12 protein-coding genes are annotated in these 14,295 nt (G+C 64.8%); 4 read left to right on the plus strand and 8 right to left on the minus strand.

Features of this window, described 5'->3' with window-relative positions:
• Positions 1 to 33: 33 nt before the first annotated feature.
• The 3 genes from K7H93_RS02715 to K7H93_RS02725 are packed head-to-tail and all read left to right on the plus strand — an operon-like array spanning position 34 to position 3,790.
• Positions 34 to 1,689, plus strand: coding sequence for a bifunctional GNAT family N-acetyltransferase/carbon-nitrogen hydrolase family protein (locus K7H93_RS02715; RefSeq protein WP_029140279.1), 1,656 nt, complete (start codon positions 34 to 36; stop codon positions 1,687 to 1,689).
• Positions 1,690 to 1,749: 60 nt separating this feature from the next.
• On the plus strand, positions 1,750 to 3,552 hold the full coding sequence (locus tag K7H93_RS02720; RefSeq protein WP_230782345.1) for a cation:proton antiporter domain-containing protein: 1,803 nt from the start codon (positions 1,750 to 1,752) through the stop codon (positions 3,550 to 3,552).
• Between the two features lie 49 nt (positions 3,553 to 3,601).
• Complete coding sequence (locus K7H93_RS02725) at positions 3,602 to 3,790, plus strand: hypothetical protein (protein ID WP_010234901.1); 189 nt, start codon at positions 3,602 to 3,604, stop codon at positions 3,788 to 3,790.
• Positions 3,791 to 3,813: 23 nt separating this feature from the next.
• Here the strand turns inward: K7H93_RS02725 and alaS are convergent, their stop codons facing one another.
• The 5 genes from alaS to smpB all read right to left on the minus strand — a co-directional run bounded on the left by alaS (position 3,814) and on the right by smpB (position 11,561).
• Positions 3,814 to 6,474 (minus strand): alanine--tRNA ligase, encoded by a 2,661-nt coding sequence (gene alaS, locus K7H93_RS02730; RefSeq protein ID WP_230782346.1) that lies wholly within the window; start codon positions 6,472 to 6,474, stop codon positions 3,814 to 3,816.
• Positions 6,475 to 6,680: 206 nt separating this feature from the next.
• Positions 6,681 to 7,745, minus strand: coding sequence for a recombinase RecA (gene recA / locus K7H93_RS02735; protein ID WP_010234893.1), 1,065 nt, complete (start codon positions 7,743 to 7,745; stop codon positions 6,681 to 6,683).
• Positions 7,746 to 7,873: 128 nt separating this feature from the next.
• Positions 7,874 to 10,309, minus strand: coding sequence for a hybrid sensor histidine kinase/response regulator (locus K7H93_RS02740; RefSeq protein WP_230782347.1), 2,436 nt, complete (start codon positions 10,307 to 10,309; stop codon positions 7,874 to 7,876).
• The gene (locus K7H93_RS02745; protein ID WP_230782348.1) at positions 10,306 to 10,914 is read right to left on the minus strand and encodes a DUF2062 domain-containing protein; all 609 of its coding nucleotides are present in this window, start codon (positions 10,912 to 10,914) and stop codon (positions 10,306 to 10,308) included. The genes K7H93_RS02740 and K7H93_RS02745 overlap by 4 nt, the downstream gene beginning before the upstream one ends.
• Positions 10,915 to 11,078: 164 nt before the next feature.
• Positions 11,079 to 11,561: an SsrA-binding protein SmpB gene (gene smpB / locus K7H93_RS02750; protein ID WP_010234884.1), complete on the minus strand. Its 483-nt coding sequence runs from the start codon at positions 11,559 to 11,561 to the stop codon at positions 11,079 to 11,081.
• A 115-nt stretch (positions 11,562 to 11,676) separates the two neighbouring features.
• Here smpB and K7H93_RS02755 point away from each other — a divergent pair, with 115 nt between their 5' ends.
• Complete coding sequence (locus K7H93_RS02755; RefSeq protein ID WP_230782349.1) at positions 11,677 to 12,747, plus strand: succinylglutamate desuccinylase/aspartoacylase family protein; 1,071 nt, start codon at positions 11,677 to 11,679, stop codon at positions 12,745 to 12,747.
• 6 nt (positions 12,748 to 12,753) lie between these two features.
• On the opposite strand, the gene K7H93_RS02760 is transcribed toward K7H93_RS02755, so the two are convergent.
• From K7H93_RS02760 to dapA, 3 genes are all read right to left on the minus strand, one after another.
• Positions 12,754 to 13,173, minus strand: a complete 420-nt coding sequence (locus K7H93_RS02760) for a hypothetical protein (RefSeq protein ID WP_230782350.1) — start codon at positions 13,171 to 13,173, stop codon at positions 12,754 to 12,756.
• Complete coding sequence (locus tag K7H93_RS02765) at positions 13,170 to 13,313, minus strand: hypothetical protein (RefSeq protein WP_230782351.1); 144 nt, start codon at positions 13,311 to 13,313, stop codon at positions 13,170 to 13,172. The genes K7H93_RS02760 and K7H93_RS02765 overlap by 4 nt, the downstream gene beginning before the upstream one ends.
• Before the next feature lie 84 nt (positions 13,314 to 13,397).
• A complete protein-coding gene (gene dapA, locus K7H93_RS02770) occupies positions 13,398 to 14,279 on the minus strand; it encodes a 4-hydroxy-tetrahydrodipicolinate synthase (RefSeq protein WP_054523815.1) in 882 nt (293 codons plus the stop codon).
• Positions 14,280 to 14,295 lie beyond the last annotated feature (16 nt).

Here is a 14,295-nt window from a genome sequence, read left to right on the forward strand (position 1 = left end):
TCCATTGAACGCAAGCATACAGGAGACGATCCGATCTCGACCACCGACAAGACCAAGGCGCGCCTCGAAGTCCGCCAGGCGAAGCTCAAGGATGTGCCCGATATCGCGGAACTGGTCCGGCGCGCCTATGTCGACCTGCCGCCCTACAAGCTGGGGGAAATCCGCGGGCAGCTGAACAATTACCGCGAGGGTTGCTTCGTCGCCAAGCTGGATGGCGTCATCGTCGGCTACTGCGCGTCGATGCGCCTTAAGGCGAATGTCGCGATGTCGGATCACTCGTGGGACGAGGTTACCGGCAACGGGTTCGGCAGCCGCCACGATCCCACCGGCGACTGGCTCTACGGCTACGAAATGTGCGTCGATCCCAAGGTGCGTGGCACCCGGATCGGACGACGCCTGTACGAGGAGCGGCGTGCGCTGGCCGAGCGACTCGACCTGTCGGGCATCGTCTTCGGCGGGCGCATGCCCAATCTGGCGAACGCGATGCGGCGCAAGCGCAACCGGGCGGAGGGGCCGGAGGATTATCTCGAGAAGGTCGTCGACAACAAGATCCACGACCCCGTCCTGCGCTTCCAGCTGGCCAACGGGTTCGAGCCGCAGGGCATCCTCGAAAACTACCTGCCCGAAGACAAACGCTCCAAGGCGTTCGCCGTGCGCATGGTCTGGCGCAACCCTTACGTGGATGCCGACGCGCCGCGCAAACACCGCCTGCCGCGCGATGTCGAAAGCGTACGGATCGCGACCTGCCAGCTGCAGGCGCGCGCCGTCTCCGGTTTCGACGAGTTCATGCGCCACGTGGAATATTTCGTGGACGTCGCATCGGACTACGAGAGCGATTTCATCCTCTTCCCCGAACTGTTCACGCTGATGCTGCTGAGCGCGGAGGAAAAGGAGCTCAGCCCGATCGAGGCGATCGAAGCGCTGAGCGAGTACACGCCCAAAATCCGCCAGAAGCTCTCCGAACTGGCGCTCAACTACAACATCAACATCATCGGCGGATCGCACCCGACGCGAATGGACGACGGCGACATCCACAACGTCGCCTATGTGTGCCTGCGCGACGGATCGATCCATGCGCAGGAGAAGATCCACCCCACCCCCAACGAGGCCTATTGGTGGAACATCAAGGGCGGCGATTCGATCGATGCCATCCCGACCGATTGCGGCCCGATCGGGGTGCTGATCTGTTACGACAGCGAATTCCCCGAACTCGCCCGCCGACTGGTCGACGAAGGCGCGCGGATCATCTTCGTGCCCTTCTGCACCGATAGCCGCCAGGGCTATATGCGCGTGCGCTATTGCGCGCAGGCCCGCGCGATCGAGAACCAGTGCTTCACGGTGCTCAGCGGCAATGTCGGCAACCTGCCCAATGTCGCGAACATGGACATCCAGTACGCGCAGAGCTGCATCCTGACCCCCTGTGACTTCCCCTTCGCGCGCGATGGGATCGCCGCCGAAGCGAGCGAGAATGTCGAGACGCTGACGATCAGCGACGTCAATCTCGCGGACCTCAGCTGGGCGCGCGCCGAAGGCACGGTCCGCAATCTCGCGGATCGCCGCTTCGATCTCTACCAGATCGAGTGGGACAAGCGCGTGGGCCAGATCTCCCCCCGGATCGGCGAGGCAGAGGCCGAAGCCGCCGGACAGGACGCCGCACCCAGGGGCCCGCACACCCCGGGCGGTGGGTAATCCCGAACTTTCGCTCATTTCAGGCCTTCAACGGCTGGGCAGGCTTGATATGGTCGGCCCGTGGCAGGTGAACTTCAACCGACGACTGCGCTGTCTGACGCGCTGGTGATTTTGGGCGCAGCGGGAATCGTCATCCCGCTGTTCGCCCGCTTCCGGATTACGCCCGTGATCGGCTTCCTGCTGATCGGCATCCTCGTCGGCCCCTACGGGCTCGGCGCGCTGACACCTGAAATCAAATGGCTGACGGCGGTGACCATATCCGAGCCGGATTCTCTCGCGATATTCGCGGAGTTCGGAATCATCCTGCTGCTGTTCACGATCGGGCTGGAACTGTCGTTCAACCGATTGTGGCAGATGCGCAGGCTGGTCTTCGGGCTCGGCGCGCTCGAGCTGACGATCATCGGCACCTCCATCGCGCTGGTGCTGGCGATGATGGGCCAATACTGGACCGGCGCGATGGCGCTGGGCCTGGCGCTGGCGCTGTCGTCGACCGCGATCGTGCTGCCGATTTCCGGCACCAGCTCCCCGGTCGGCAAGGCCGCGCTCTCGATGCTGCTGTTCGAGGATATCGCGATCGTCCCGATCATCTTCATGCTCGGCGCGCTCGCCCCTTATGCGCAGGCCGACGGGCTCACCGGGCTGTGGACCACGCTGTGGCAGGGCGCGGCGGTGATCGCTGTCCTGCTGATCCTGGGCCGCTATGCCCTGCCGGTACTCTTCGCGCAGGCTGCGCGTACCAAGAGCCCCGAGGTGTTCCTCGCCGCCACGCTGGTGGTGGTGATCGGTGCCAGTCTTGCAACCGGGATCACCGGCCTCTCCCCCATCGTGGGCGCGCTGATCGCAGGGCTGCTGATCGCCGAGACCGATTTCCACGGCGAGGTCGAGACGATCATCGAGCCCTTCAAAGGTCTCGCACTCGGTATCTTCCTGATCACCATCGGGATGAGCATCGATTTGAAGGCGCTGGCTGACAATGTCGGGATCATCCTGACCGCGGTGGTGCTGGTGCTGTCGTTCAAGGCGCTGGTCACCGGGCTGCTGCTGCGGATGATGGGCGCGCGGCGCAACACGGCGACCGAGACCGGCATCCTGATGGCGAGCCCATCGGAAACCACGCTGATCGTGCTTTCTGCCGCAAGCTCGGCGATGCTGATCCAGCCGGGTACGACGCAGTTCTGGCAGATCGTCACCGCGATCGGTCTAACCGTAACCCCGCTGCTGGCCTTCGTCGGGCGCGCGGTCGCCCGCAGGGTGGACCCGGTGCCCGATCCCGCGCGCGACCAGTCCGCCCCGGCGGGCCGGGTGATCGTGGTCGGCGGCGGGCGTGTCGGCCGGCTGATCGCGGATATGCTGCGCGTGCACGAGAAGCCCTATGTCGCCATCGAGTCCGACGCGGACCTGGCGCTGCAGGACAAGCGCGATGGCTACAACGTCATCTTCGGCAATGCCGCGCGGCTGGAAACGCTGCGTGCGCTGCGAGTGGAAGACGCCTCCGCAATCGTGCTGACGATGGATGCACCGGTACTCGCCCAGCAGCTGGTTGCACGGCTGCGGCGCAATTACCCCGATCTGCTGATCGTCGCGCGTGCCCGCGATGCCAGCCATGCCGCATTGCTCTATCAGGCTGGCGCGAGCCACGCGGTCCCGGAAACGCTCGAAAGCTCGCTGCAACTGTCGGAGGCAGTGCTGGTGGATATCGGAGTGGCCATGGGGCCGGTGATCGCCTCGATCCACGAGAAGCGGGATGAAATGCGCAAGCAGATTCAGACCGAAGGCGCGCTGGAATACGCGCCCAAGCTGCGCACGAGCACCGTATCGGCAACCGCGCCCTCAAGTGTCCCGGCAGATCTGTCTTCCGACTGATCCGGACCTTCTTTCGCTGCCAACCATTGGTAGGGAAAGGAGAATTTAAATGTCCGACATCGACCCGACCAAGCCGATCCCGAACGACGAGAAGTTCAAGCCGCAAAATCAGCAAGGAAGCGGCAAGGCCAAGCCGTCCGCTCGCCGGGACGCCTCCAGGCCTGCCGATACCGGCGGTGAGGACCTGAACCGTGGCAGTCAGCCAGACGCGCGGCGAGCAGGCAGCGGCGCCCGCTAAAAAATGTCCGAGCGCGCGTACGGCTAGGCGTTTACCGCCTCGGCCAGCGCGCCTCGCACCGCATCAAGCGCGGCCCCGGCGCTAGCCGCATCGGGGCCGCCGCCTTGCGCCATATCCGGTCGGCCGCCCCCGCCCTTGCCGCCAAGCGCGGCAACACCGGCGCGGACCAGTTCGACAGCGCTGAAGCGATCGGTCAGGTCGTCGGTAACAGCGACCGCGAAGGCGGCCTTGCCGTCATTGGTGGCGCAGATCGCGGCGATCCCGGACCCAAGGCGCTGTTTTGCCGCATCGAGCAGCGGGCGCAGTTCCTTGGGATCCAGCCCCTCGATGACCTGACCGCTGAAGGTCACGCCATTGATCGTCTCGTCGCTGACGTGCGGCCCGTCGCCACCCCCGCCCGACAGGGCGAGTGCGCGCTTGGCGTCAGCCAGCTCCCGCTCGAGCGTCTTGCGCTGCGCGAGCAGGGCATCGAGCTGCGCGACCGCCGCATCGGGAGTCGCGCCCAGCTTGCCGCTGATTTCGTTTAGGGCGTTCGCTCGGGTGCGAAGATATTCGCTGGCCGCATTGCCGGTCAGCGCCTCGATCCGCCGGACGCCCGAGGATACGGATGATTCGCCGATGATCGCAAACAGGCCGATATCGCCGGTCCGTTCCACGTGGGTGCCGCCGCACAGCTCGATCGAGAAATCGGCGTCGGCATCGCGCCCCATCGAAAGCACGCGAACCTCGTCTCCGTATTTCTCCCCGAACAGCGCCATCGCCCCTGCAGCGACCGCGTCGTCGGGTGTCATCAGCCGGGTGCCGACTTCAGAATTGCCACGGATCTGGGAGTTCACATCCTGCTCGATCCGGTCGAGCCCTTCGCGGTCGATCTTCTCCGGGTAGGAGAAGTCGAAGCGCAGGTAATCCTCTGCCACCAGCGAGCCCTTCTGGGTGACCTGATCGCCAAGGCGCCGGCGCAGTGCTGCATGAAGCAGATGGGTCGCGGAGTGATTGGCGCGAATTCGGTTGCGGCGCTGCTCGTCGACGGTCAGCCGGACCTCGTCGCCCACGCGCACTTCGCCCGCCTCGATCTTGCCCTGATGCGTGTGGAGCCGACCGAGCGGTTTGCCCGTGTCGCGCACTGCGATACGTAGGCCATCGTGCGTGGTGATGCTGCCGCTGTCGCCGCTCTGGCCACCGCTTTCGCCGTAGAAGGGCGTCTGGTTGGTCAGCAGCACGACATCTTCGCCAGCCGCAGCCGAGGTCACTTCGACGCCATCCTTCACGATCGCGACCACCTGGCCTTCGCCCTGCGTGGCGGAATAGCCGGTGAACTCGGTCGCGCCTTCACGTTCGGCAATAGTGAACCAGACCTCGCTGTCCGCAGCCTGACCGCTGCCCTTCCACGCGGCACGAGCCGCCTCGCGCTGGCGCGCCATCGCAGCGTCGAACCCTTCACGGTCGACCGCGATGCCCTGGCCGCGCAAGGCATCTTCGGTGAGGTCGTACGGGAAGCCGTAGGTATCGTAGAGCTTGAACGCGACCTCGCCGTCGAGCTGATCGCCCTTGCCCAGCGAGCCGGTCGCCTCGTCGAGCAGACGCAGACCCTTCTCCAGCGTTTCGCGGAAGCGCGTCTCTTCGCGTTCGAGCGTTTCCTCGATCAGTGCCTGGCCGCGCCCGAGTTCGGGATAGGCCTGGCCCATTTCGCCGACCAGTGTCGGGACGAGGCGGTGCATCAGCGGCGTTTTAGCGCCCAGAAGATGCGCGTGACGCATCGCGCGCCGCATGATTCGCCGCAGCACGTAGCCGCGCCCTTCGTTCGACGGGAGGACCCCGTCCGCGATCAGGAAACCGGTCGCGCGCAAGTGATCGGCAATCACGCGGTAGCTGGCGATCGTATGGTCGGTCGCATCCGCGTGAAGCTGGGCCTCGGTGGATTCGATTAGCGTGCGGAAGGTGTCGGTGTCGTAGTTGTTGTGGACACCCTGCAGAACAGCAGCAATCCGCTCCAACCCCATGCCCGTGTCGATATTCTGGTTGGGCAGATCGCCGACGATCTCCCCGCCCCGCTGCTCGTTCTGCATGAACACGAGGTTCCAGATCTCGACGAAGCGGTCGCCATCCTCTTCCGGAGAACCGGGAGGGCCACCGGGGATATGATCGCCATGATCCCAGAAGATTTCGGAGCACGGTCCGCACGGGCCATCATCGCCCATCGCCCAGAAGTTGTCCTTGGTCGCGATGCGAATGATGCGGTCTTCGGGGAGCCCTGCAATCTTGCGCCACAGATCGAACGCCTCGTCATCGGTGTGATAGACCGTGGCGAGCAGGCGATTTTTGTCGAGACCGAACTCCTCGGTCAGCAGCGTCCATGCATTATGGATCGCCTGTTCCTTGAAGTAGTCCCCGAACGAGAAATTGCCGAGCATTTCGAAGAAGGTGTGGTGCCGCGCGGTGTAGCCCACGTTGTCGAGGTCATTGTGCTTGCCGCCTGCGCGCACGCATTTCTGCGCGCTGACTGCGCGGGGCGCCGGGGGCGTTTCTAGGCCGGTGAAGACGTTCTTGAACGGCACCATGCCGGCGTTGACGAACATCAGCGTCGGATCGTTATGCGGCACCAGTGGCGCCGAGGCGACACGCTTGTGATCGCGCGATTCGAAGAATTCGAGGAAGGTCCGGCGGATATCGTTGGTGCTGGTCATGATCCAGCCGAGTTAGGCAAGAAGGCCGTGGCCGACAAGCTTTCACGAAGGCTTCCGTGTCGGGATCGCGTTTAGCGCCCGGTGGTGCGCCAAGGGTCACGCGGGCCACAACGGAAAAGCCGGTCGCGATGCTTCCATCGGGAAGCGCCGCAACCGGCATTCCGGGTTCCCGGGCGCTTCCTTTGCGCCCGCTTGAGAAGAAGCGATCAGTCCTCCGCGTCAGGGCCGACCATCATCTCCTCGGCGACGTCGTCGGTCTTGCCGCGGATCGCAGCCTCCAACTTGTCGCAAATTTCGGGGTTTTCCTTCAGGAAGGTCTTCGCATTCTCGCGGCCCTGCCCGATCCGGATACTGTCGTAGGAGAACCAGGAGCCGGATTTCTCGACAACGCCAGCCTTCACGCCGAGGTCGAGGATTTCGCCGATCTTGGAAATGCCCTGCCCGTACATGATGTCGAATTCGACCTGCTTGAACGGCGGTGCGACCTTGTTCTTGACCACTTTCACACGTGTGGAGTTACCGATAATTTCGTCGCGGTCCTTGATCTGGCCGGTGCGGCGGATGTCGAGTCGCACGCTGGCGTAGAACTTGAGCGCATTGCCCCCGGTGGTCGTTTCCGGATTGCCGTACATCACGCCGATCTTCATCCGCAGCTGGTTGATGAAGATGACCATGCACTTGGAACGGTTGATCGACCCGGTCAGCTTGCGCAGGGATTGGGACATCAGGCGTGCCTGAAGGCCGACGTGGCTATCGCCCATCTCGCCTTCGATTTCGGCACGCGGGACCAGCGCGGCCACCGAGTCGACCACCAGCACGTCGATCGCATTGGAGCGGACCAGCGTGTCGGTAATTTCGAGCGCCTGCTCGCCCGTATCGGGCTGCGAGACGATCAGTTCGTCGATATCGACACCCAGCTTCTTGGCGTAGACCGGGTCGAGCGCGTGTTCGGCGTCGACGAAGGCGGCAGTACCGCCGGCCTTCTGCGCTTCAGCGATCACATGCAGCGCCAGAGTGGTCTTGCCCGAGCTTTCCGGCCCGTAGACCTCGATCACCCGGCCCTTCGGCAGGCCGCCGATGCCGAGCGCGATATCCAGACCGAGCGAGCCGGTCGAAATCGATTCGACATTCATCGTTTCCTTTGAGCCCAGCTTCATCGCCGAACCCTTGCCGAATGCGCGGTCGATCTGTGCGAGTGCCGCGTCGAGCGCTTTTTGACGGTCCACGTTGGTTTCCTTATCGTCTACCAGCTTCAGTTTCGCAGCAGCCATCGCACGCCCTCCTTCATGTTCCTAGAGAGGCTCTCGCCTTTTCGACATGAGCAGTATGTACCGCTTATGTTCCGATAGAACAAGGGGGGAACGAATATTTTGCGGAACGTCAGATAATACGTTTAGAATCAGTCGCTTGCAGCGCCCAGCACCTCACCAACCTTGCGTGAGATCTGTTCCACACTGAATGGCTTGGCGATGAAATACATGTTGTCGATGCTGATCTCGTTGCGCAGAGTTTCCTCGGCATAGCCCGACATGAACAGGATCGGGAGGTCGGGCTTCAGCTTGCGGATCGCGCGAGCCATCGCAGGACCGTCCATTCCCGGCATCACCACATCGGAGACGACCAGATCGAAGACGCCGCCATTGGCTATCTCGGCGAGGCCGTCCTCTCCATCGGGCTGGGCGGTGACGGTGAAGCCCGCGCGGACCAGCGCGCGCTCGGCCACCGCGCGGACCATATCCTCGTCCTCGACCAGCAGCACGCGGCCACCGCCGGACCAGCGCCGCGCAGGCTCGTCCGGATCGGCGCGGCGCTCTTCCGCAGTGGGCGCGCCGTGGTGCACCGGCAAATAGACAGTGAAGGCCGCGCCGGAGCCGAGCCCATCGCGAGGGCCCACGTTCTCGGCATAGATATAGCCGCCCGACTGGCGGATGATGCCGTAGACGGTCGACAGGCCCAGCCCGGTGCCCTTGCCCAGCTCCTTGGTGGTGAAGAAGGGATCGAAGATCTTGCCCATCACCGCGGCCGGAACCCCGCCCCCGGTGTCGCGCACGATCAGCGCGGTGTAGTCACCCGGCGGCATGTCGGGGCCGAGGCTGCGCGTTTCCTTGAGCGAGACCTTGCGGGTCGACATCACCAGCGTGCCCGTGCCGTCGCCCTGCGCGGCAATCGCATCGCGCGCGTTGACCGCCAGGTTCACGATCACCTGTTCGAGCTGCCCGGGATCGGCGCGGACCGGACCAAGATCGCGATCGTGCCGCACGCGCAGCTCGATCTTCTCGCCCAGAAGACGCTTGAGCAGCTGGCTAACCTCGGAGATGACGTCAGGCAGTTGCAGCACCTCGGGGCGCAGCGTCTGCTGCCGGCTGAACGCAAGCAACTGCCGGGTGAGGCTGGCCGCCCGGTTCGAATTGGCGCGAATCTGCTGGATGTCGTCGTAATCGCTGTCGCCCGGGATGTGGCGCAGCAGCATCAGGTCGCAATAGCCGATGATCGCGGTCAGCACGTTGTTGAAATCGTGCGCGACGCCGCCTGCGAGCTGGCCGATCGCCTGCATCTTGCTGGCCTGCGCGATCTGCCGCTTGAGCTCGGTTTCTTCCTTCGAATCGACCAGCGACAGCAGCACGGCAGGTTCGCCCAGCCCGCGCACGCTGGCGAGACCGAGCGAAATCGGCTCGCCCGGCGCGCTGTCCAGCCGCACTGCGACGTCGCCGCTCGCCACCCCACCCTTGCCGAAGCGGCGCACCGCGTCCGAGATCGCGCCCTTGTCCTCGCGCACGACCAGATCGGAGGGGAACGTCGGCAGGCCCTTCTCTGTCCGTCCGACCGCGCGCAGGAAAGACGGGTTGGCGAACAGGAAGCGTCCGTCGCGATCGGTCATCGCCAGGCCCAGCGGCAGGGCCTCGATCAGCGACTCCACCTTGGGCGCAGTATCGGCGGAGACATGCTCGGCCAGAGCAACATGCGCCTCGACCAGCAGCATCAGCGAAGGCGCATCCTGGGGGTTGGCGGCCCATTCGTCGTCGATATCGTTGAGCGGCACGTGGATCAGCTGGAAGGGCTCGCCCTCCCGTCCCGCGCGGGCAAAATATATCCGCTCGCGTTCGTCGAGCCGGAGAAAATCGGCGAATTCGCGGCCGACCAGCGTGGCCGAAGGGTCGCCCGCAGCGCGCTCTGCAAAGGCCGTCGACGCTGCGCGTACGGTGCCTTCGGCGGTAACCAGCGCGGCAACCACCCCTGCCCGGCCAAGCATCCTGCCCAGCGCACCGGTGACCAGCTGCGATATGTCGCTGGCGAGATCTTCGCTCGATTCGGGGCGGAAGCGCCAGACGAGGTGATCCTCGCCCCGCCCCGCCCGCTGCGCCTCGACCTCCCAGCGCACATCGTCCTTGCCCAGCGAGAGGTGCGCCGCGTGTGCGCGCCCTTCGCGCCAGGCCTCGCGCGCAGTTCTGAGCAGTGCTTCGGCGGCGGCCTCCTCGCTCAGGGCGAGATTGGGCGGTGCCTTCTCGACCCCGAAGCGGGAGGAAAACGACGCGCTCGCGCAGACCAGCCGGTTCGCGCGGTCGGTGATCGCGACCATCGCACCGGGCTGGTCGATCGCGGTAAGCGTAACGCTCCAGTCGGGCGGTGCCAGTTCCACCCGCTCTGCGCCGGCGGCCTTGCCGCGCAGAACGATCAGCAGGGTCATCAGCGTCGCGAGCCCGCCGGCATAAGCTGCGGTCAGGATCGGCAGGTCGCTGAGCAGCCATACCGCCGCAACGCTGACCACCAGCGCGAGCAGCAGGACCAGCCAGCCGAGCGGGGTTCCCCCGGCGCCAGGCTGAGCGAATGGCTTCACGATGGCGTTGCCTGCGATGGCGCAGCGGCAGCTTCGCGGGCGATCGCACCGCGCTTCAGCCGTTTCTTGCGCCGCCGGCCCATGGCGGCGCGCCATATCCACTTGGTCAGAAGATAGCCGATCGGGGGAAACAGCGCCGCGAAGAGGAAGAAGCCGAACACGGTCGCGCCCGCTGCCTCGAACAGGCCGCCAAGCGTCATCAGCCCGTCCTGCGGCAACAGCACGTTTCCGCCATCGGGAATGATGGTCAGCACCTTGTGGCCGACCCGGTTGGCTGCCCACAGCCAGAACGGGAAGGTCAGCGGATTGGTCACCAGCGTGGTCGCGCTGGCGATCGGCACGTTGGCGCGCACGGTGAAGGCGAGCACCAGGGCGAGGAAAATCTGACCGAACGGAATCACGAACCCTGCGAACAGACCGAGCGCGACGCCGCGCGGCACGTTGCGGCGGGTGAAGCGCCATAGTTCGGGGCTGAGGAAACGGTGAGCAATGGGCCGCAAGACACGGCTTTCGGCCAGCTTTTCCCGGTCGGTATATCGACGCAGGTAGCTCCACGTTGCCGAACGTGCGGACGGCTTGTGAAGGCTATCTGATGGCTGGCTCATAATGCTCGTTCGATAGTGGTGTCGGCCATGCCGAAGGGCAAGCCGGAGGTCGTCGTTTTACCCCATAGTAGAGGCGCAGGAGCACTAGCCGAAACGGGGTGGCTGGTTCATTAATCAAGCGGCCCGGATCGTCGCAAAATCCGCCCTTCCCGGCGCACCTGAAACTACCCCCGATCGCGCAGGATTCGTGCCTTGTCGCGCTGCCAGTCGCGATCCTTGATGTAGTCGCGCTTGTCCTTGGTCTGGCGGCCCTTGGCCAGCGCCAGTTCGACCTTCGCCCGACCCTGCCCGTTGAAATACATCGACAGGGGTACAAGCGTCATTCCCTTGCGCTCAACCGCACCTAGCAGCTTCTCGATCTCGCGTTCATGCAGCAGCAGCTTGCGCGGACGCTTGGGCTCATGGTTCAGGCGGTTGCCGTGGGTGTATTCGGGGATGTTGGCGTTGATCAGCCATGCCTCCCCGTCGCGCACCTCGGCATAGGATTCGGCGATCGTCGCCTCGCCCGAGCGGAGCGATTTGACCTCGGTACCCTGCAGGGCGATCCCGGCTTCGAACTTTTCCTCGACCGCATAGTCGAACCGCGCGCGCCGGTTCTCGGCGACGGTCTTGCGCTTGTCGAAGGTAGGAGGTTTGGGACGTGCCATAAGGGGCCGCGATGTAGGGGGGCGTGGACGAAAGGGAAAGGGGCCGCGCAAGGAGTGGGGATGAAATCTCGCCTGCGCTTGCACAGCGCGGCCGCAGCGTGGCTATTCCTGATCGATGCAATCCAGCGCGCCAGAGCCCTTCCGCATTCACGACCGCGCGATCGCGCCGGGCAGTTCCGAAATCCTGACCATCCCGGTCAGCCAGCAGGTCACCGGGCTCGACGCATCGCTCGCGCTGAAGGTGCTGCACGGGGCGAAGGCCGGCCCGGCGGTGTTCGTCAGCGCGGCGATCCATGGGGACGAGATTGTCGGGACCGCGATCATCCAGCGGCTGATCGACCACCTGATGCCGGGCGCGATGGCGGGCACGCTCATCCTCGCGCCGGCGGTCAATATCTACGGCTTTGCCTCGCACAGCCGCTACCTGCCCGACCGGCGCGATCTCAACCGCAGCTTTCCGGGTTACGAGAACGGCAGCCTTGCCGCGCAGCTGGCGCATACGTTTCTGGAGCAGGTGATCGACCGCTGCTCGCTCGGGATCGACCTGCACACTGCTGCGGTCCACCGGTACAACCTGCCGCAGATCCGCATCGCCTCGGGCAGCCCCTACCTCACCGAACTGGCGATGGCCTTCGCCCCGCCGATCATCATCGAGAGTCCGCTGCGGCCCGGATCGATGCGCGCGCTCGCGCATGATCGCGAAACGCCGATGCTGCTGCTGGAAGCGGGCGAGGCGCTGCGGTTCGATCGCTATGCGATCAATGTCGGGGTCAGCGGCGTGCTGCGCGTGCTCGCGCATATCGGGATGATCGAGCTCGACGACGGGCTCGCGGCGGTCAAAGTCCCGACCCGCGCCAATCGTTCAAGCTGGGTGCGCGCGCCGCGCGGCGGAGTCTCGCGCCGGGTGCGCAAGTCGGGCGACGTCGTGCGGCAGGGCGACATGCTGGCGGTGGTCGGCGGCCTGTTCGGCGAGGACGCGCAGGAACTGGTCAGCCCGGTCGACGGCGTGATCATCGGCCACGCAACCCTGCCGGTGGTCCATCAGGGCGACGCGCTGTTCCATATCGCCGAGGTCGAGACGCTGGATGGCGTCGGTCACGGCGCACGCAGCATCGCCGATGCGCTGGCAGTCAGCGAACCGCCCCACCCGCCGACCACGCTGCTGGACGAGGACGAGGTGCTTTAGGTCCGCCTATTTCTCGTTGTGCAGATTGCGGGGTTTCTCGCGAATTTCCTGAGGCGCATCCGCAGCCGCCCCTTTCCAGCACCAGGTATCTGGCAAGTCACAATAACCAGATTCGGCAATCGCGATCGTCTCGGGCCATGCTTCGGGCGTCTCTCCGCCTTCGTAGGTTACGACCAGAACAGGCGCAGGCTCCAGCCGCGTCAGCTGCGCCATAACGTCAGGCAATTCGGCTTTGTCCAGAGTTCTGCCGCCCAAGGCCAAACTTCCGTCCTGCGAGACGGACAGCTCTGTGAACGGAGCACTATGGATCAGCGTGTCCTGCTTCAGATTCCACACTTCTTCTTCGGCTGTACGATCGGGCTCGACGGAGCCACCACAATTCGCAAGCGCGGGCATTATGGTGAGGAGAAGCAGGGCTCGGATCACATGATATCCTTGGCAATCAGCAGCACACCACAGATGAGAGTCAGCCAGCCACTCCAACGGAGGAATCTCATGTCGCGCAACTGCGGATAGGCAGCAAGCGCGCGCCTTTCTTCGAAGAAACGATCCTCACCGATATGCATCCGCCCTCGCGCATCCATGGCTCGGCTGCGCGCCGTTATGATCGTAAACGCTCCCCGCCAACACCAGAACGATACCGAAGGCCATCACACCAGCCCCGCATGCTCCAGCGCCTTGTCGACCGCGCGGCGGGCGTGGTCGGAGCAGGCGACCAGCGGGAGGCGGACTTCGTCGGTCATCCAGCTTTGCGTGCGGCTCAGCGCATATTTCACCGGCGCGGGGCTCGAATCCTCGAACATCGCGTAGTGCAGCGGATAGAGCCGGTCGTTGAGTTCGCGCGCGCGGACCAGATCATTGTCGGCGCAGGCCTTCTGAAACTCGGCGCACAATGCGGGTGCGACGTTCGCGGTCACCGAAATGCAGCCCGAACCGCCTGCGGCGTTGAACGGCAGCGCCAACTCGTCATTGCCCGACAGCTGGCAGAAATCGCGACTGATGCCCATGCGGTGGTCGGAAACGCGCGACAGATCCTCGCTCGCGTCCTTGATCGCCACGATCACCTCGGGGAATTTTTCCGCGAGCTCGCACACCGTTTCCGGCAGAATGTCTGTCACCGTGCGGCCCGGCACGTTGTAGAGCACGATCGGCAGGTCGCCATGTTCGGCGAGGTGGCTGAAATGCGCGATCAGCCCGGCCTGGCTCGGCTTGTTGTAATAAGGCGCGACGCACAGTCCGGCGGTCACCCCGGCCTTCTTGGCGAACTTGAGGTGCAGCAGCGCGTTGTTGGTGTCGTTGCTGCCGCATCCGGCGATGATCGGCACGCGGCCCGCCGCCTGTTCGACGCACATCTCGATCACCCGGTGGTGTTCGGCATTGGACAGGGTCGAGGCTTCGCCGGTGGTCCCGCAGGGCACCAGCGCGGCGCTGCCCTGCTCGATCTGCCAGTCGACCAGCGTGCGGAACGCCGCCTCGTCGACCTTGCCGTCCCGAAATGGAGTGACGAGCGCGGGGATTGAGCCTGAGAACATTTGAGTCGCTCCTGCG

Source organism: Citromicrobium bathyomarinum (assembly GCF_021021475.1).
Lineage (GTDB): Bacteria > Pseudomonadota > Alphaproteobacteria > Sphingomonadales > Sphingomonadaceae > Alteriqipengyuania > Alteriqipengyuania bathyomarina.

Coding starts and splice junctions, on each gene's coding strand:
- K7H93_RS02755 (WP_230782349.1), top strand. CDS start 11,677: ATGCAATCCAGCGCGCCAGAGCCCTTCCGCATTCACGACCGCGCGATC.
- alaS (WP_230782346.1), bottom strand. CDS start 6,474: ATGACCAGCACCAACGATATCCGCCGGACCTTCCTCGAATTCTTCGAA.
- K7H93_RS02765 (WP_230782351.1), bottom strand. CDS start 13,313: ATGCATATCGGTGAGGATCGTTTCTTCGAAGAAAGGCGCGCGCTTGCT.
- dapA (WP_054523815.1), bottom strand. CDS start 14,279: ATGTTCTCAGGCTCAATCCCCGCGCTCGTCACTCCATTTCGGGACGGC.
- K7H93_RS02725 (WP_010234901.1), top strand. CDS start 3,602: ATGTCCGACATCGACCCGACCAAGCCGATCCCGAACGACGAGAAGTTC.
- recA (WP_010234893.1), bottom strand. CDS start 7,745: ATGGCTGCTGCGAAACTGAAGCTGGTAGACGATAAGGAAACCAACGTG.
- smpB (WP_010234884.1), bottom strand. CDS start 11,561: ATGGCACGTCCCAAACCTCCTACCTTCGACAAGCGCAAGACCGTCGCC.
- K7H93_RS02745 (WP_230782348.1), bottom strand. CDS start 10,914: ATGAGCCAGCCATCAGATAGCCTTCACAAGCCGTCCGCACGTTCGGCA.